The sequence below is a fragment of the Bradyrhizobium guangzhouense genome (assembly GCF_004114955.1).
In the GTDB taxonomy this organism is placed as follows: Bacteria; Pseudomonadota; Alphaproteobacteria; order Rhizobiales; family Xanthobacteraceae; genus Bradyrhizobium; species Bradyrhizobium guangzhouense.
In genome coordinates, this window is the sequence record NZ_CP030053.1 from 1954934 (window position 1) to 1972717 (window position 17784).

The 17784-nt window shown below is 64.9% G+C and carries 15 protein-coding genes; 7 read left to right on the forward strand and 8 right to left on the reverse strand.

Annotation, left to right across the window (positions count from 1 at the left end; all coding sequences use genetic code 11):
* The first annotated feature begins 77 nt into the window (after window positions 1-77).
* Window positions 78-2663: an EAL domain-containing protein gene (locus tag XH91_RS09420; RefSeq protein WP_128950337.1), complete on the forward strand. Its 2586-nt coding sequence runs from the start codon at window positions 78-80 to the stop codon at window positions 2661-2663.
* A gap of 74 nt (window positions 2664-2737) precedes the next feature.
* Here the strand turns inward: XH91_RS09420 and XH91_RS09425 are convergent, their stop codons facing one another.
* From XH91_RS09425 to XH91_RS09435, 3 genes are all read right to left on the reverse strand, one after another.
* Entirely contained in the window at window positions 2738-3187 is a 450-nt protein-coding gene (locus XH91_RS09425; RefSeq protein ID WP_128950338.1) for an ester cyclase, read from the reverse strand.
* Window positions 3188-3296: 109 nt separating this feature from the next.
* A complete protein-coding gene (locus tag XH91_RS09430) occupies window positions 3297-3578 on the reverse strand; it encodes a hypothetical protein (RefSeq protein ID WP_128950339.1) in 282 nt (93 codons plus the stop codon).
* Between the two features lie 115 nt (window positions 3579-3693).
* Window positions 3694-4305 (reverse strand): TetR/AcrR family transcriptional regulator, encoded by a 612-nt coding sequence (locus tag XH91_RS09435; protein ID WP_128950340.1) that lies wholly within the window; start codon window positions 4303-4305, stop codon window positions 3694-3696.
* Between the two features lie 132 nt (window positions 4306-4437).
* On the opposite strand from XH91_RS09435, the gene XH91_RS09440 reads away from it, so the two are divergent.
* From XH91_RS09440 to XH91_RS09455, 4 genes are all read left to right on the forward strand, one after another.
* The gene (locus XH91_RS09440; protein ID WP_164933990.1) at window positions 4438-5670 is read left to right on the forward strand and encodes a cytochrome P450; all 1233 of its coding nucleotides are present in this window, start codon (window positions 4438-4440) and stop codon (window positions 5668-5670) included.
* Between the two features lie 146 nt (window positions 5671-5816).
* Window positions 5817-9461 (forward strand): AsmA family protein, encoded by a 3645-nt coding sequence (locus tag XH91_RS09445; RefSeq protein WP_128950342.1) that lies wholly within the window; start codon window positions 5817-5819, stop codon window positions 9459-9461.
* A gap of 346 nt (window positions 9462-9807) precedes the next feature.
* Window positions 9808-10932: a DUF2336 domain-containing protein gene (locus XH91_RS09450; RefSeq protein WP_128950343.1), complete on the forward strand. Its 1125-nt coding sequence runs from the start codon at window positions 9808-9810 to the stop codon at window positions 10930-10932.
* Between the two features lie 25 nt (window positions 10933-10957).
* On the forward strand, window positions 10958-11203 hold the full coding sequence (locus tag XH91_RS09455) for a hypothetical protein (protein WP_128950344.1): 246 nt from the start codon (window positions 10958-10960) through the stop codon (window positions 11201-11203).
* Between the two features lie 258 nt (window positions 11204-11461).
* Here the strand turns inward: XH91_RS09455 and XH91_RS09460 are convergent, their stop codons facing one another.
* Window positions 11462-11824: a hypothetical protein gene (locus tag XH91_RS09460; RefSeq protein ID WP_164933931.1), complete on the reverse strand. Its 363-nt coding sequence runs from the start codon at window positions 11822-11824 to the stop codon at window positions 11462-11464.
* A gap of 124 nt (window positions 11825-11948) precedes the next feature.
* Window positions 11949-12686, reverse strand: coding sequence for a 3-oxoacyl-ACP reductase family protein (locus tag XH91_RS09465; RefSeq protein WP_128950346.1), 738 nt, complete (start codon window positions 12684-12686; stop codon window positions 11949-11951).
* Between the two features lie 98 nt (window positions 12687-12784).
* On the opposite strand from XH91_RS09465, the gene XH91_RS09470 reads away from it, so the two are divergent.
* Window positions 12785-13387 carry a TetR/AcrR family transcriptional regulator gene (locus XH91_RS09470; protein ID WP_128950347.1) on the forward strand — a complete coding sequence of 201 codons (603 nt, stop codon included), beginning with the start codon at window positions 12785-12787 and terminating at the stop codon, window positions 13385-13387.
* Window positions 13388-13561: 174 nt separating this feature from the next.
* Here the strand turns inward: XH91_RS09470 and XH91_RS09475 are convergent, their stop codons facing one another.
* Complete coding sequence (locus XH91_RS09475) at window positions 13562-13792, reverse strand: hypothetical protein (RefSeq protein ID WP_128950348.1); 231 nt, start codon at window positions 13790-13792, stop codon at window positions 13562-13564.
* Window positions 13793-13989: 197 nt separating this feature from the next.
* On the opposite strand from XH91_RS09475, the gene XH91_RS09480 reads away from it, so the two are divergent.
* A complete protein-coding gene (locus tag XH91_RS09480; protein WP_128950349.1) occupies window positions 13990-14355 on the forward strand; it encodes a response regulator in 366 nt (121 codons plus the stop codon).
* Between the two features lie 156 nt (window positions 14356-14511).
* On the opposite strand, the gene XH91_RS09485 is transcribed toward XH91_RS09480, so the two are convergent.
* Both XH91_RS09485 and XH91_RS09490 read right to left on the reverse strand, forming a co-directional pair.
* Complete coding sequence (locus tag XH91_RS09485) at window positions 14512-16218, reverse strand: response regulator (protein WP_128950350.1); 1707 nt, start codon at window positions 16216-16218, stop codon at window positions 14512-14514.
* A complete protein-coding gene (locus XH91_RS09490) occupies window positions 16215-17729 on the reverse strand; it encodes an ATPase domain-containing protein (RefSeq protein WP_128950351.1) in 1515 nt (504 codons plus the stop codon). Before XH91_RS09490 ends, XH91_RS09485 begins: the two co-directional genes overlap by 4 nt.
* Window positions 17730-17784 lie beyond the last annotated feature (55 nt).

A 17784-nucleotide genomic window follows, 5' to 3' on the forward strand; every position in this document is an offset into this window, starting at 1 on the left:
CAAAAACGTCTTGGACACCATCGACGCGCTAACCTGGAGCCGATTGCCGTATCTTGCCGATGCTGCCGGGTCCAACGATGTCTGTCTCCGACTGCCCCGTGACCGAAACGCCCGACGTGCTGCGCGCCGTGCTGGAATGTGCCGACGACGGCATCGTCATTGTCGATGACGCGCATCGCATCACCTATTTCAACGCCGGCGCGGAGCGGATCTGGAAGCTTGCGCGTGCCGACGTGCTCGGTGGCGACGCCGCCATTCTCACGCTGAAATGTCTTCACGCCGATCCGGTCGTGGACTTTCGCGACGAGATCAGCCTTGTCAGGCGCGACGGCAGCCGGATCAAGGCCTCGATCGCGTTGTCGTCGGCGGCCATCGACGGCGCCACCCAATACATCGTGTTCGCGCGCGACGTCACCGCCGAGGCCGAGCGTCGCGTCAGGATCGGGCTGCTCAACGCAGTCTCGGACCAGACCAATCGCGCTGTGATCATCACCGACGTCGAGCAGAACATCCGCTACGTCAATTCGGCCTTCACCGCGCTGTTCGGCTATACCAGCGAGGAAGCCGAGGGACGACCTGCGGCAGAGCTCATCGCCGGTCGCCATACCGATCGCAGGGCGATCGCGAAGCTCGTCAAGCGGCTCATGGCCGGCGGCCGCCGCGGCGAGGTCGAGACACTCGTTTACGACAAGAGCGGCGAGGAAATCTGGGTCTGCGCGGGGCTCGACGCCTTCCGCGACAAGAAGGGCCGGCTCAAGCACATCTTCGCGCTGGTCGAGGACATCACCGAGAGCAGGCAGTTGCGCTCGCTGCAGCAGCTGATCATGAGCGCGCTCGCCGACGAGGTGCCGATCACCGAGATTGCCGACCGGCTCTGCCGCCGCGTCGAGGAGATCGCGCCCGACGTCGTCTGCTCGCTGCTGCATGTCGATGCTGCAGGCCTGATTCACCCGCTCGGCGGTCCGAGCCTGCCCGCTGACTATTCCCGCGCGCTGGACGGCATCGCGATCGGCCCCAATGTCGGCTCCTGCGGCACCGCCGCCTTCTACGGCGAACCGGTGTTGGCCGAAGATCTCGACACCGATCCGCGCTGGCAGCCTTACAAGGCCATGCCGCTGGCGATCGGCTTGCGCGCCTGCTGGTCGACACCGGTCAAGGCCAAGGACGGCCGGGTCATTGCGACGTTCGCATTCTACTATCGCGAGCCTCGCGCGCCGAGCAATTGGCACCGGCGCATCGTCGATGCCTGCGTCGATCTCGGCGCCTTCGCCATCGAACGCAAGGAAGCGCGCGCCGAGATCGCGCGGCTTGCCTATCACGATATTCTCACCGGCCTGCCCAACCGCGCGCAATTGCGGCACCTGATCACGACCGCGATCAATGCCTGTCCGACCGGCAGCCATGTCGCGCTGGCCTTCCTCGACGTCGATCACTTCAAGGACGTCAACGACACGCTCGGCCATGCCGCCGGCGACGAGCTGCTGATCCAGCTCGCGCAGCGCCTGCGCGAGCAGATCGGGCCCGAAGACATGCTGGGCCGGCTTGGCGGCGACGAGTTCGTCGTGCTGCTGCCGCATCGCAATGCCGAGGGCGCCGAGCAGGTCGCGACGCGCATCACCGAAGCGCTGACCGCGCCGTTGCGGCTCGGATCGAAGCCGATGCCGATGTCGGCCAGCATCGGCATCAGCCTCTATCCCGACCACGCCACCGACATCGACACGCTGATGCAGCAGGCCGATGCCGCCATGTACATGGCCAAGCAGGCGGGCCGTTCGACCCATCGCATGTTCAACGCCGAAATGAACGGCCTCACCGAGCAGCGGCTGGCGATGATCGCAGCGCTGCGCCGCGCCATTGCCGAGGGCGCGCTCAGCCTCAGCTACCAGCCGCAGATCCGCAGCTGCGACGGCGCCATCCACGGCGTGGAAGCGCTGGCGCGCTGGCACGATGCCGTGCTCGGCGATGTCTCGCCGGCCAAATTCATTCCGCTCGCCGAAGAATGCGGCCTGATCGAGCAGATCGGCCTGTGGTCGGTGCGCGAGGCCTGCCGGCAGATGGCGGCCTGGCGTCGCGCCGGGCTCAACATCCCCAGCGTGTCGGTGAATTTGTCCCCGATCAATTTCCGCCACGTCGCGCTGGCCGCGCGGCTCGAGGATGTCCTCGCCGAATACGATCTGCCGCCCGATGCGCTGATGCTGGAGATCACCGAAGGCACCTTCATGCAGGACGGCGCCGCTGCGCTCGAGACGATGCACGCGATCCGCGCGCTCGGCATCGGCCTGTCGGTGGATGATTTCGGCACCGGCTATTCGAGCCTCTCCAGGCTCGCCCATCTGCCGATTCGCGAATTGAAGATCGACCGCAGTTTCATGCGCGACATCGAGAAGGATTCCGGCGCCGTCGCGATCGCCACCGCCGTGATCCGCGTCGGCCAGGGGCTCGGCATGACCGTCGTCGCCGAGGGCGTCGAGACCGAAGGCCAGCGCAAGATGCTGGCCGAGCTCGGCTGCGACGTCGTGCAGGGTTTCCTCTATGCCCCCGCGCTCGCGCCTGTTGCCTTCGAGCGCTGGCTGATCGAGCACTGCGCCGAGCAGGCGAAGGCGATGCTCGGGCGGCTGGATGTCAAGCCAGCGGGCACGGTTGCGGTGAAGCGCTTGGCTTAGCGCGCGTTCCAATAGGACACCGGCGACCGCAAGATCGCCGGTGTGTTGCTTGAGATCTCTGCGCAATCGCCGGTTCAGGCGGCGCGGATCAGGCCGAGCTGCTGCAAGGCCGTAACGCCGTCGTCAAGACCGATTTCCTCGAGGATCTTTCCGTCCTTGAGCTTCAACACGGTCGTGCCGGTGAACTTCATGGTGCGGCCGGTGTTGGCCGGCAGCGATCCTGCCAGGAAGTCGCCGAACGCCGGTCCGGTATGCGTGCCTCCACCTTCCCATCGGCCGACGACATAGTCGCCTTCGGCGATGAGATCGGCAGCGCCCCAGAAATTGAGATCGGGGAATGCTTTCCGGAAGTCCGTCATGAACGCCTTGATGTCGTCGCGTCCTCGCCGCGGCTCGTGCAGCGAATATTGCAGCAGCATATCGGGCGCTGCGAGTTCATCGACAATTCCGAGGTCGCAGGTCTTGCCCCAGAAATTCGTGAACCACTGGCCAACGATGGCCTTGTTGTCGTCTTCAATCGACACGATCGCTTCTCCTGTTATGTGCTTTGGTGCCCACCACGAGAAGCTATGACGATGTGATCGCTGCCGGCCCACCCGATTCCCGACGGCGCAGCCGCCTTGCGCCGTCCCGTCATTCCAGATGAAGTTCGTTCAGCGAGTTCTCCGACATTCCCGCCGCGGAATAGAGCTCGCCGTCCTTCATGAAGAAGACGGTGTTTTTCGGCACTTTCGCCGCGTACTTCATGATCGCGCTGCGATGATCGCCTCCGAATTCCCGGACGCTCATTTGTCCCGGCCCGCGATACGTGTAGGCCATGTCGGATTTGAAATCCCAGCACGCTTCCGAAAGCGCCTGGCTCGAGATGATCGCGAACGCGGCCGTTGCGATGGTCGTCTTGGACAGGAAGGCCATTGGAAATTCCTTTCGGTGCGTTCGAAAGAAATATCGCCTGTGATGAACCCCGCTCTTTCGAGAGCGCATCCTCGTTTGCGAGAACACACGACAGCGGGCGCGTCGCAGCAGGGCGCTAGTCCGACGCCAACCCCGTCCTGCGCCGCAAATCGCCGATGGCGCGCAGAAAGCTGTCGGCCGGCGTCGTCTCCGGGTCGATCAGCCGGTGCAGGCGAAAGCCGTCTTCCAGCGCCAGCACGACCGAGGCCATCCAGGGCGGGTTCAGCGCCGGGCCTTTGGCGCTGTCCTTCAAGGTCGCCTCGACGATGTCGGCGATCAGCTTGCGGCGCGCGCGCAGGCGTTTTGCAAGTTCCGGGCGGCGCTTCTCGGCGCGTGCGACGAACAGGATCATCTCGATATGCAGGAGCGGCGAGCGGGCGAGGGGGTCCTGCCGGGCGCGGTCCATCGTCTTCAGCGCCGCAATGAAGTCGTCGAGGTTCTTGTGCTGCGCCAGGATTTCCATGTTGCGGCGGATCGATCGCTCGACATGGTCCTCGAGCATGGCGAAGATCAGCTCGTCCTTGCTCCTGAAGTTCGAATAGAACGCGCCGCGGGTGAAGCCGGCCTCGGCCGCGATCGCCTCGATGCTGGCGCCGCCGATCCCGTCCTGCTCGAACACGCGCGCGGCCGCCTCGAACAGTCTATCGCGCGTGTCGTCCCTGGTCGGCCTGGTTCTCAGCCTTGACATCGGGCCAGGTTAGGGCAGAATGCAACTCGATACAACAATGTATCGAGTTGATAATTGGTCAGGGATGGTTACGCCGGCTCCGGGGCTGCAAACTGGCGTATCGTGTCATGCGGCAACCGATGTGAGGTCACCATGAACGAGCAAGTGCAGAGCGTCGCCAGCGATCCCCTGTTCAATCCGCTCGCGCCGGACTTCATCCGCAATCCCTATCCGCATTACGACCGGCTGCGCACGATCGACCCGATCCACGTCACGCCGTTCGGCCAGTTCGTGGCGAGCCGCCATGCGGAGGTCAGCCTGGTGATGCGCGACAAACGCTTCGGCAAGGATTTCGTCGAGCGCACGACACGCCGTTATGGCCCCGACATCATGAAGGAGCCGGTGTTCCGCAGCATGGGGCACTGGATGCTGCAGGCCGATCCGCCCGATCACACCCGCCTGCGCGGCCTCGTCGTGAAGGCGTTCACCGCGCGCCGCGTCGAGGACATGCGGCCGCGCATCCAGGAGATCGTCGACCAGACCATCGATGCCGTGATCGGCCGCGGCCAGATGGACCTGATCGAGGATTTCGCCTTTCGCCTGCCTGTCACCATCATCTGCGAGATGCTCGGCATCCCCGAAGACCATCGCGAGGTCTTCTACAAGAGCTCGCGCGACGGCGGGCGGCTGCTCGACCCGGTGCCGATGACGCCGGAGGAGATCGCGAAGGGCAACGCCGCCACGACGATGGCGCAGATGTATTTCCAGCAGCTGTTCGAGCTGCGCCGCAAGACTCCCGGCGACGACCTCATCACCCAGCTGGTGCAGGCCGAGGAGGACGGCAACAAGCTCACCAATGAGGAGCTGACGGCCAATATCATCCTGCTGTTCGGCGCAGGCCACGAGACCACGGTCAATCTGATCGGCAACGGCCTCTTGGCGCTCCATCGCAATCCGGACCAGCTCGCGCTGTTGAAGGCGCGGCCAGACCTGATGACCAACGCGATCGAGGAATTCCTGCGCTACGATTCCTCGGTGCAGATGACCGGCCGCGTCGCGCTGGAGGAGATCGACGATCTCGGCGGCAAGACCATCCCCAAGGGCGAGACCGTGCTCTGCCTGCTCGGTTCGGCCAATCACGACCCGGCCGTTTATCCCGATCACCCCGATCGGCTCGATATCACCAGGCCGAACGTCAAGCCGCTGTCGTTCGGCGGCGGCATCCATTTCTGCCTGGGGGCCCAATTGGCGCGCATCGAGGCCGAGATCGCCATCGCCACGCTGCTCCGGCGCCTGCCGGGTTTGCGCATCGACGACGTCGAAAACCCCGAATGGCGCCCGACCTTCGTGCTGCGGGGCCTGAAGCAGCTGCCGGCGAGCTGGTGATACCGGGGTCGCGTTAACCGCCGCGCGCAACAGTCGCTGTGACTTCGCCACACTTCCCCCTATATAAGGGGCTGTTCCGGCGCGCCTGAAGCTTGGTTTGTCAGCTTGGGTTTGACCCGGGTGCCGGCTTGGCCGAGGGGAGACCCGTGCAGACGACGCTGCTCGGATTGGCGATTGCCTTTATCTTAGCGCTGCTGGCCGCGCTGATCGGGCCTTACTTCGTTGACTGGAACCAGTTCCGGCCCCAGTTCGAGGCAGAGGCGACCCGAATCATCGGCGTCCCGGTGCGCGTGGCGGGCGAGCTCGATGCACGGCTGTTGCCGGCGCCGAAATTGCGTCTGCGTTCGGTCACCTTCGGCGGCAACAACGATCTCGGGCGCTTGCGCGCCGACAAGCTCGACGTCGAGTTCAGCCTGAGCTCGCTGATGCGCGGCGAATGGCGCGCCACCGAGCTCACGGTCGGCGGCATGGCGGTTGACCTCGGGCTCGACGCCAGGGGCAAGGTCGATCTGCCCTCCACCGCGACCGGCACTTTCAATCTCGCCTCGCTCGCCATCGATCGGCTCAATCTCACCGGCCGTATCGCCCTCCACGATGCCGCCAGCCGTTCGACCCTCGAGCTCATTGATATCGTCTTTTCCGGCGACGTCCGCTCGCTCGCAGGCTCGGTGCGGGGCGATGGCAAATTCACGGCCAATGGTGTGCGTTATCCGTTCCGCGTCTCCTCCGGCCCGAGCCCGGACGGCAGCGCCACCCGCGTGCACCTCAATATCGATCCCGGCGAGCGCGCCATTCTGGCCGATCTCGAAGGCGTGCTTGCCTTCGACAACCGCCTGCCGAAATTCGATGGCGCGCTGACGCTGGCGGTGCCGCCACCGAAGAAAGCAGGCGAGGCGGGGCCGACGCCGTGGAAGCTCACCGCAAAGCTCAAGGCCGATCCGGCCGGTGCCAAGTTCGACCAGATCGACGCGAGCTTCGGCCTTGAGGACAGCGCGCTGAAGGTCGGCGGCGTCGGCGACCTCAGGTTCGGCGCCTCGCCGCTGCTGCGCGCCGTGCTGTCGGCGCGGCAGGTCGATGCCGACAAGCTCGCCGGCCGCGACGATGCCGAGCCGCTGCGCATCTTGCCCGCTTTGCGCGCAGGTCTCGCGGCGATCCCGCAGGCGCCGATCCCGGCGCAGATCGAGTTCAACTCCGACCAGATCATGCTGGGCGGCCGTCCGCTCCAGAACATCACGACCGAGCTTCAGACCGATGGCCGGTCCTGGACCTTCCGGCGGCTCGATCTGCGCGCGCCCGGCATGACGCAGGTTTCGCTCAACGGCGCGGCGCCCGGCGCCGACAGTTTCAGCGGCCGCATCGGCGTCGAATCCTCCGATCCGGATACGCTGGTGGCCTGGCTGCAGGGCCGCAACGAGGTGACCCGGCGCAGCACGCGGCCGCTCCGTCTCGACGGCAATGTGACGATCGCGGCCAATCATCTGGCCATCGACGGCCTGAAGGCCGACATCGAAGGCGGCACCGTCGAAGGGCGGATCGCTTTCGTGCAAACGGGCGCCAACAAGGGCTCGCGGATCGACGCGGAGCTGAAGGCCGACCGGCTCGACCTCGACGCCGCCGCGAGCTTTGTCCGCGCGCTCGCAGGCCCGCAAGGCGAATGGCCGGAGGAGGCGAAGCTTTCGCTCGACATCGGCCGTGCGATCTCGGCCGGCCAGGAGTTGCGGCCGTTCGCGGCCAGGCTCGGCTACGGCCCGACGGCAATGTCGCTGGAGCAGTTGCGCTTCGGCCAGGCCAGCGGCGTGACCACGGAGGCATCAGGCAGTTTTGACCGCACCAGGGCCACCGGCAAGCTCGCGCTGAAATCGTCGGCCAATTCGCTGCGCGATCTCACGGCGTTGCTGGAGCCGATCGCGCCCGCGGTCCGCGCGCGCTTCGATGCCATCCCGGCATTGCCGGGCGCGACGCGGCTGAAGCTCGACCTCAGCCTCGACCGGAACGCCGAACATGCCGATCGCAGCGATGCGCGAATCGTGCTCGACCTCGATGCGCCCCAGCTCAAGGCCACCGCGACGCTCGCAGCGCAGCCGCAGGCCGCTGACGTCAACGCCATCGACATCGACAAATTGCGCAACAGCGGCTTCACGCTGGAATCGAAGGTCTCGACGCCGCGGGCCGCCGCGTTGACCGCGCTGCTCGGCCTCGATCGCATGGTCGCCGCAGGCGAGGGCGCCTCGCAGATCGAGGGCAGGCTGAGCGGGGCCTGGCGAAGGCCGATGCAGCTGAACGCCAAGCTCGGAGGCGGCGGCCTGGACGCGGATGCGCAAGGCAGTGTCGATTTGTCGGCGGCCGAGCCGAAGGCAAACGTCAATCTGCGCGTGCGCAACGCCAATCTCGCGCCGCTGTTCGGGACCAGCCCGGCCGACAAATCGGTGCAGGCCGTGAGCCTGTCCTCGCGCCTCACGCTGTCGGGCAATCGTCTGACCTTCGACGATCTCGACAGCACCGCATCCGGTTCACACCTGCGCGGCCACCTCGCCGTCACGTTCGATCAGGAGAAAAGCGTCGACGGCGAAATCGGGCTGGACACGCTCGATCTGATGCCGGCGCTCGCGCTTGCCGTCGGCGCCGCCGGGCGCGACAGCGGCGAGCCGCTCGGCGCGGGCCTCATCACCGGCTGGCGCGGCCGCATCGCGTTCCAGGCGCTGCGCGGCAACCTGCCCGGGGGAATCGAGATCCGCCCGTTCAGCGGCACGCTCAGGGGCGACGGTCAGTCGCTTGCGCTCGACGCGCTCAAGGGCGGACTTGGTGGCGGCGAGATGACCGCGAGCCTCGATGCGCGCAATGGCGCCAATGGTCTGGCGGTGAACGCGCATCTCGATCTCGCTAATGTCGATGCGGCCTCGCTGCGTTACCGCGATCTGGCGCTGCCCAAGGGGCGCGCCTCGGCCCAGATGACGCTGACGAGTGAGGGCCGCAGCGTCACGGCCCTCACCGGCGCGCTTGCCGGCAACGGCACGGTGACGCTCGATGCGGCCGAGATCAGCGGTCTCAATCCGCGCGCCTTCGAGATTGCCATCCGCGCCAGCGACGGCGGCCAGGTCTCCGACGACGCCCGCTTGCGTCAACTGGTCGAGCCCGCATTGTCCGCGGGGCCGATTGCGGTCGCCTCGGCGCAGATCCCGTTCACGATTCGCGACGGTCGTCTGCGCGTCGGCGCAACGCCGCTGGAAGCCAAGAACGCCCATGCCATCGTCTCCGGCGGTTACGACATTCCGGCCGACCAGGCCGACATCCGCGCCAGCCTGACGCCGATCATGACCGGCCTGTCCGGCGCGCCGCCGGAGATCCAGCTGTTTGCGGCCGGTCCGCCCGACAAGCTCAGCCGCACGATCGATCTGACACCGCTGTCGTCGTGGCTTGCGGTGCGCACGATCGACCGCGAGACGCGCCGGCTCGATGCCATCGAGCGCGGTGAGCCGCCGCCGGCGACCGCCGCGCTGCCGGCGCTGGTCTCGCCTGAGCCCGAGCCCGCACCCGCATTGACCGACGTGCCGATGCCCGGCCGCGACCCGCGCCGCGCGCCGCCGAAGGCGAAGCCTGAGCCCAGAGCAGAACCCAGGGTCGCACCGACGCCGAGGCCTCCGCTTGCCGCGCCCGCCGCGCCGAGCCCGCCGCTGGCAAGCCAGCAGGTTGCCCCCTTGCCGCCGCCGATCGACGTGCGGCCTGCCCCGGGCCCGCCGCCCGCCAAGCCCCGGCCGAAGCCGCCGCTGGTCCTGACGCCGCAGAACCCGTAGGGCGTGATGTCCGTTGGCTTGCGCCGCCTCTCCCGCTTGCGGGAGAAGCCGACACGCTCGCAGAGCGTGGCGGGTGAGGGTTCTCTCCTCTTGGGGATTGTCCCGACGCGGAGACACCTCTCCCCAACCCTCTCCCGCAAGCGGGAGAGGGGGCGCACCGTCGTCGTTACCCCGCGGTCACCACATTCGCTCGCATTTGAACGAATTTTCGTCGGCAAAACTGATGTGACGATTTTACTGGATTCTCGCGTTTGTTCCCTAGTGTTGGCCCAGAGGAATCCGGCGTCCTGCCCGCATTGGCAGGATGGCTCGCCAGCAACTGGAACCAAGAATTGGGGTTATCGAGATGGATGGGGCGAAAACGCTTCTACAGGATCTGGACGACGCGATCGCGCGCGGCAGCGATGAAAGCCGGGCGAAGGCGTTGTGGCATGCGACCGATCTTCTGATCACGGGCCGCTACGTCGACGACGATATCAGCATGTTCGGCGAGGTCATCGGCCGGCTTGCCGACGAGATCGAGGTCGCGGCGCGGGCGCAGCTCTCCGAATTGTTGGCAGGCTGCGATCACGCGCCGCTCAACGTCATCGAGAAGCTCGCGCTCGACGACGAGATCGAGGTCGCCGGCCCCGTGCTGCGCGACTCCGTCAGGATCGGCGAGAAGGTGCTGGTCGAAAGCGCCATGACCAAGGGCCAGGCGCATCTGCTCGCGATCTCCCAGCGCGAGGCGATCGGCGAGGCCGTGACCGACGTTCTCGTCAAACGTGGTAACCAGGAGGTTGTCACCTCGGTTGCCAGGAACGAGGGCGCGCGCTTCTCGGGCTCGGGCCTGCTGCACATGGTCCGCCGCGCCGAGGGAGATTCGATTCTGGCCGAGCAGCTCGGCCTGCGTAAGGACGTGCCGCGCCATATCTTCCAGCAACTCATCTCCAAGGCGTCGGAAGACGTTCGTCTCCGGCTTGCGACCGAGCGCCCGGAGATGATGTCGCAGATCCAGAGCTCGGTGACCGAGGTGACCGGCGATCTGCAGTCCAAGTTCGGCCCGTCCTCGCGCAGCTACTTCGTCGCCAAGCGCGTGGTGACGACGCAGTACCGGCAGGGCAACCTCAACCAGGTCTCGATCTCGAACTATGCGCGCCAGCACCGCTTCGACGAGGTGCAGATCGGCCTGTCGCTGCTGTCCTCGCTCCCGGTCGACGTGATCGAGCGTGCGCTGATGGACCGTAACCGCGAGATGATCCTGGTGCTGTGCAAGGCGCTCGACTTCTCCTGGGACACGACGATGTCGCTGTTGTTCCTGGGCGCCAAGGATCATCTGATCACGGCGCGCGAGCTTCACGACAACGAGCGCGACTTCGGCCGGCTCAAGATCGAGACCTCGCGCAGCATTCTGAAATTCTACCAGTCGCGCAAGAACAGCGCCGGCGCCGATCCCGCCACGGGTCGTCAGCCTGAGCTCCAGGTTCACTGAGCGGGATATCGAGGGAGTATTTGCAATGTTGCCTCAATTCGGCACCGCAGTCCGCAAGAACAAAAGCCTCACCAAGACGCTTCCGGTCGAGACCGGTGGTGCGGCTCCGGAGAAGGCCACGGTCGACGCCGCATGGCTCGTGCTGGAAGCCGCCAACGATCTCGGCGACCACGCCGCGATCGAAGCCTGCCGCCGCGTCATCGACGCCGAGCTGAACGGCACGGTCGCCGCCAGCGCGGATACCGATCTCGTGGTCGGGTATTTCAGGTAAGGATGCAAAGCTGATCCCCACAGTCGCACGAGCGATCGCTGGCCTATCGCATCTGGCGTGCACGATGCTGCGTCATTGACAGTAGGCTCCCTCTCCCGCCTGCGGGAGAGGGTTGGGGAGAGGGTGTCTCCGCGATGGGACAATCCCCTAGAGGAAAGAACCCTCACCCGCCACGCTCGGGACGATGCTTCGCATCGCCCGAGGCGTGTCGGCCTCTCCCGCAAGCGGGAGAGGCGGAGCAAGCCCGCGAGAGCCGGCCTAGCCGCAATTCCAGATCGCGCCGATCGGCGTTCGCGTCCAGCACGGACCGAAGCTGCCGCCATTGTAGCGCGAGCCGCCAAAGCCGGGGCGGCCAAAATAGTGCCATTCGCCGTCGAAGTAGCGGTAATAGGCCGGCACCGGATCGATGTACCAGGGCCGCTGATTTTCGCGCGCATAACGACGAAAGCCGTTCTTCTGCATGAAGATCGGCTGGCTGTTGCTCAACGGCTGGCGATAGCCCGGCAGGAAGCCGTAGCCGTGCCAGCTTTGCCTTGGCTTTTTTGCGACGGCCTCTGTGGGCGCAACGGCCGGCAACAGCGACAGAATGACAGCAAAAGATAGACACAAAATGCGCGACATGGTCAGACCATAGACAGTCGATTGCCGGAAAGCCATTCAAATCCGGGTGGCGAGTTCGCGGACCCCGCGCGCATGGAAATACGGCCGGACCGAATCCTGGCCCGGCCGTTTTGCTCCTCGTCGTTCAGGCGTTTGCTCCACCGTCGACGGTGAGCGTCGAGCCGGTGATATATTGCGCTTTCGCGCTCGCCAGGAACGCGACCGCATTGGCGATGTCATCAGGTGCGCCGTAATGGCCGAGCGCCATGAACTGCTTCAATGTTTCCGCAATCGGGCCGTGGGCCGGGTTCATGTCGGTGTTGATCGAGCCCGGCTGCACCAGGTTGACCGTGATGTCCTTGGGGCCAAGCTCGCGCGCCAGTCCCTTCGTGAACGCTGATAGCGCCGACTTCGAGGTCGAATATATGCCGAGCGCGGGTGAGGGCACGCGATCGGCAAAATAGCTGCCGATGGTGATGATGCGCCCGCCCTTGCCGAGATGGCGGAGCGCCGCCTTGCTCGCCACGATCGGCGAACGGACGTTGACATGCAGGAGCGCATCGATGTCGGCGAGCGACATGTCGTTGAGGCCGCCCAGGCGCAGAATGCCGGCGTTGTTGACGAGGATATCGAGCCCGCCCAATGCCGCGACTGTTTTGTCGACGGAAGCCTGGACGGCGACGACATCGGCGCTGTCGGCCTGGATCGCCACGGCCTTCCGCCCCGTCGCCTTGATCGCGTTGACGACATCAGCGGCGCTGTCCGCGGATTTTTCGTAAGTGATGGCGACGTCGGCACCTTCTGCGGCAAGCGCCTTCGAGATGGCCGCGCCGATACCCCTGCTTGCGCCCGTCACCAGGGCCCGTTTTCCTGCCAGTGTCATCGTGATCTCCTATTCTGTAACGATCGACACAGAATATCTGGGATCTTGATTGGCCCGGTCAAGTCAATTATGTTTTGACCATTACAGAAAGAGAATTCATGGCGGGACGGCCACGGGAATTCGATCGCGAGGCGGCGCTGGAGGCGGCCATGCTGCTGTTCTGGCGCAAGGGCTATGCGGCAGCCTCGATGAACGATCTGTGCGAGGCGATGGGCGTGCGCTCGCCAAGTCTCTATGCCGCGTTCGAGAGCAAGGAAGCGCTCTATCTCGCGGCGATCGAACATTACGTCCAGACAGAGGGCCCCCCGGTGTGGGACAGGCTGGGCGAAGGGGCAACCGCGCGCGAGGGCATCGCCAAGCTGCTGCACAGCGCGGCCGAGATCCTGCCCAAATCGCGTTCGGCACCGGCAGGCTGCATGGCCGTGCTCGGCGCTGTCAGCGACGAATGGCCGGCTTCGATCGCCCGCGCCGTCAGGAAAGTCCGCAGCGACATGCTGAGCAATCTGCACGCACGGCTTCAGGCTGCGGTTGCCGACGGCGAATTGTCCGCCGCGACCGACATCGAGGCTCTCAGCCGTTTCTATCTCAGCGTCTATCAGGGCATGTCCATCCAGGCCAAGGACGGTGCCACGCAGGCGGAACTGGAGGGCGCCGCCGATGCGGCGATGGCGGCGTGGCCGCAGTTCCGCAGGACGGGTTGAGCTCTTGCGAAACCCATCACCTTATCCGCCTGTGTTGCCGCGTCATGGGTTTCGCTTCCGCTCAACTCATCCGACCAGCTAGACGAGTTAAGAGCTCCGCTCGATCCATCCTGCAGCCGACACAAAAAGGCCCCGCCGAAGCGAGGCCTCCTTGTTTCACTTTGCGGGCACGAACTAATCGTCGTCCCAGTGATGGCGGCGGATCACGACGCCGCGGTCGTAGTCGCGGTCGTGGTGGTACCAGCCATGATGCCAGCCGCGGTCATGCTCGTAGATGCGGGCACGCGGGCCGTAATCATCGCGGTCGCCGCCGACATAGACGCCGAAGCCGGCCGCATTGGCGATGGTGGGGGCACCGATTGCGAGTGTGGCAACCGCCGCAAGAGCGTAAGTCAGCTTCCTCATCTGTTCCTCCTCCTTCTGCCTCGTCGGTTGGTCAACGGAGGCCGCGGTCGCCTGTTGCAGGAACCGGCAAGAAACTTTCTTGAACGCCTGTTCAGGTTTCACACGCTCCATCGTCAGAAAGCCAAAAACACGTGGTGCACTCCGAGTGAACTGGAACATTCGCATCGCGTCGGATCGCTGGCCAGCTTGGGGCAAACATGTCGGAACCGCCATCGATCCTGATCGTGGAGGATGAATATCCGCTTCAGGGCGTGCTCGAGAGCGTGCTGGCGGATGCAGGCTTTGCCTCCGACATCCTTTCGTCAGGCGAAGAGGCGATGACCGTGTTCGTCGCGCGCGGCAAGCGTCACAAGGCGCTGGTGACCGATGTCTATCTGGGCGGCAAGCTCAACGGTTGGGATCTCGCCCGGCGGATGCGGGAAAAGGACCCGGCTCTTCCGGTCGTGTACATTACGGGTAGCGCCGGCGCTGCATTGTGGAGGTCGCAGGGCGTGCCCAACAGCGTGCTGCTGGAGAAGCCGTTTCATCCCGAACGGCTGGTTGCGGCGCTGATGAGGCTGTGAGCCGGCGGCACGTCATGCGTCATCGCCTGATGCGATAGATCACGACGTCCTCGCCGTGATGGGTCGTGTGTCAGTGTGTCGGTGCGGAAGCAATCCATGCTGACGGATAACGGCTCTCGAAGCCTGTTGTCGATCGCTTTCGGAAGCCGATGGGCGTCAGCACCGGTTGGATCGTTTGGCCTCCGCGTCGAGCCGAAATTCCGATCTCACGGCGCTCAGCGCTGCAGCCAGGTCGTCGAGATGATAGGGTTTCGGGAGAATCTGGATGCCCGCCAATTGGGCATCGTGAACTGCGGCTTCGGAGTATCCGCTGGTCAGAAGCACGGGTATGTCGCTTCGCCGTCGTCTGATCTCGCGGGCCAGCTCGACGCCATTCATGCCGCCCGGCATCATGATGTCGGAAAAGACGAGATCGACCGTTCGGCCGTCGGCGAGGGCGCCGAGCGCAGCGGCGCCACTCGCGGTACGCGTGACCTCGTAGCCGAGCTGTGCGAGCATCTCGCTCACCAGCGCGGCGACCTCATCGTCGTCTTCGACCAGGAGAATTCGGCCATGGTTGCTTCTTGTCGGCCGCGTCATGTTCAGGTCGACGAGATGTAGCTCCCTGGAGGGAACGTTGTGCGATCGCGGCAAATAGAGTTCGATGTTGGTGCCTTTGCCGATCTCCGATCGAATGCGGACCGTACCACGTGATTGCGTCGTGAATCCGTGGACTTGGGCGAGGCCGAGCCCCGAGCCCTTTCCGACCTCCTTGGTCGTGAAGAACGGCTCGAAAACGCGCGACAGGATTTCCGGTCCCATGCCGATGCCGGTGTCGACGACAGACAGGCGGACAAAGTCGCCTGCGATCTGCTCGTCATTCAGCTCGGGAAGGTTTTCCCCGCGTACGACGATCGTGCCGCCATTGGGCATGGCGTCACGGGCGTTGACGGCGAGGTTGAGGATCACGAGCTCGAGCTCGCCGGGATCGACCTCGACCGGCCAGAGATTGTCCGGAAAGTCGAACTCGACGTGGACGTCGCCTCGCAGGCTCCGATCGAGCAGTTCCCGCATGCCGCCCATCTGCGCCGCGACATCGACGGGTTCTGGCCGCAGTGTCTGCCGGCGAGAGAAGGCGAGAAGCTGTCGGGTCAGGCTGGCGCCGCGCTGCGCGGCCTGGACCATCCCGTCCATCAGGCGGCGACGGCGGCTTGGGTCTGTCTGACGGTCGAGCATGTCGAGGCCGCCGGAAATGACCATCAGCAGATTGTTGAAGTCATGCGCCACCCCGCCGGTCAACTGGCCGATGGCTTCGATCTTCTGGGCCTGGCGAAGCGTCTCCTCGACCCGTGCGCGCTCGTTCATCTCCAGGCGTAACTGCTCATTGGCCTCCGCCAGCGCGCGCGTGCGCTCGACGACCAGCTTTTCGAGTTGCTGGGCCGTCTGCTCTCGCGCCTGGAGCATTGCCCGGATCTCATATTGACGTCCTCTGGCTCGCATGGCCGACTGAATGGCGCTCGTCAGGGTCATCGGCTGGACCGGACGTTCGAGCAGCGAGACGTTCCGTAAAAGCGCGACGATATTGCGGCGCCAGGCGACGACAGCCGGTTGCTCGCGATGACTGGTGAGGATCACGAAAGGCAGGTCGGACCATGGCGGCTGGTTCGCGATCCATTGCCCGAGCGGCGCGGTGTCCTGTCCGAACAGGCCTTCCTCGGCAACGAAGACCGCGCCCACGCCAGCGGTCATCTCACTGACGAGTTCGGAAAGATTTCGGCAATTGATCGCCTCGAGACCCGAGCTTCGGAACAGTTCTGCAGCAGCCGGTCCGTCGCGCCCGATCGGAGCAAAGACGAGAACATGGTGATCTCGCTCGATGCTCATTCCCCCGATCCTTCGAGCGATGCCGTACCGGTGTAACGCGGATTGCCGGAAAAGATGCCGCTGAATTCCTTGAGAGGTGGACCTAGCCAGATTCCGGAGCGGCCCAGGCGAAACTCGCGGATCGTGTGCTCGTGGTGACCGCTGCGCTTCTTGACGACCGACAAGGCGCGTCGCACGGTGCCGGCGACCTCGAAATATCGCAGCATGACCACGGCGTCGCTCAAATAGCTGATGTCGAGCGGAGTATCCATTGGCCCGACCAGCCCATGCTGGGCGAGAATCAGGATGGTCAGCACGCCCTGCTGCGCAAGATAGCTCAGGAGCTCGTGCATCTGCAGGATGAGAAAGCGCTCGTCCGGCATGGCATTCAGATATCCGTTCAGGCTGTCGATGATGACGATGCGTGCATTGTCCCGTTCGACGCTTTTCCTCACGTTTGCCGCGAACTCGCCCGGCGATAGTTCGGCCGGATCGATCTGCTGAAACCGGACATGCCCGGACATGATGTACTTTTCGAGCGGCAGGCCGAGCGTCTTGGCGCGTGCTTCAACCGTGCCGCGCCCTTCGTCGAAGGCGAAGAAAACGGCATGTTCGCCGCGTTGGGCCGCAGCGATCGCATAAGTCAGGGCGACGGAGGACTTGCCGACGCCCGCGGCGCCAATCAGAAGCGCATTGGTGCCGCGCTCGAGCCCACCTCCGAGGAGCTGATCCAGCTCGGCGTTGCCGCTCGGCGTATATTCGCCGGAGAAGGGCTTGTGATGCTCGGCGGCGACCAGCCGCGGAAAGATGTGCAGGCCGCCTTCTTCGATCGTAAAATCATGGAAACCGCCGCGAAACTTGATCCCCCGCATCTTGATCACGCGGAGCCGCCGTCGTTCCGCGCCATAGTCGATCGCGAGCTGTTCGAGCATCACGACGCCATGCGCAATCGAATGCAGCTGCAAATCGTCTTGGGACGACGAGAGATCGTCGAGCAGTACCACCGTGCAGTTGCGGTTGGTGAAGAAGTGCTTCAATGCCAGCACCTGGCGCCTGTAGCGCAAGGGGTTCTGGGCCAGCAGACGCAGTTCGGACAGGCTGTCGAGCACTACGCGGGTGGGATTGATGCGCTCGACTTCCTTGAAGACGAGATTGGTCGTTTCGTTCAACTCCATCTCGGCGGGATGAAACACCGTGAGCTCGCGGTCCGGATCGAGCGTCGTCTCCGGTGGCACAAGTTCAAAGATGTCGACGCCCTCGAGCGACCAGCCATGTCGTTTCGCGACGAGGTTCAACTCGCGTCGGGTCTCGGATAGGGAAATGTAGAGCACGCGTTCACCGTTGCGGACCCCCTTGAGCAGGAACTGGAGCGCCATCGTGGTCTTGCCGGTGCCGGGCCTGCCCTCGTACAGATACATCCTGTTGGCATCGAACCCTCCGCCGAGGATGTCATCCAGCCCATCGCTACCGGTCGAAATCCTCGGCAAATCCCTGGATTCACCGTCTTGCGCGGCGCTGGCCTTGCTGATCATCGGATGTCCTGACGCTTTTACCCCAGAAGGGCGCCACTGATGTTAGGTCCCCGGG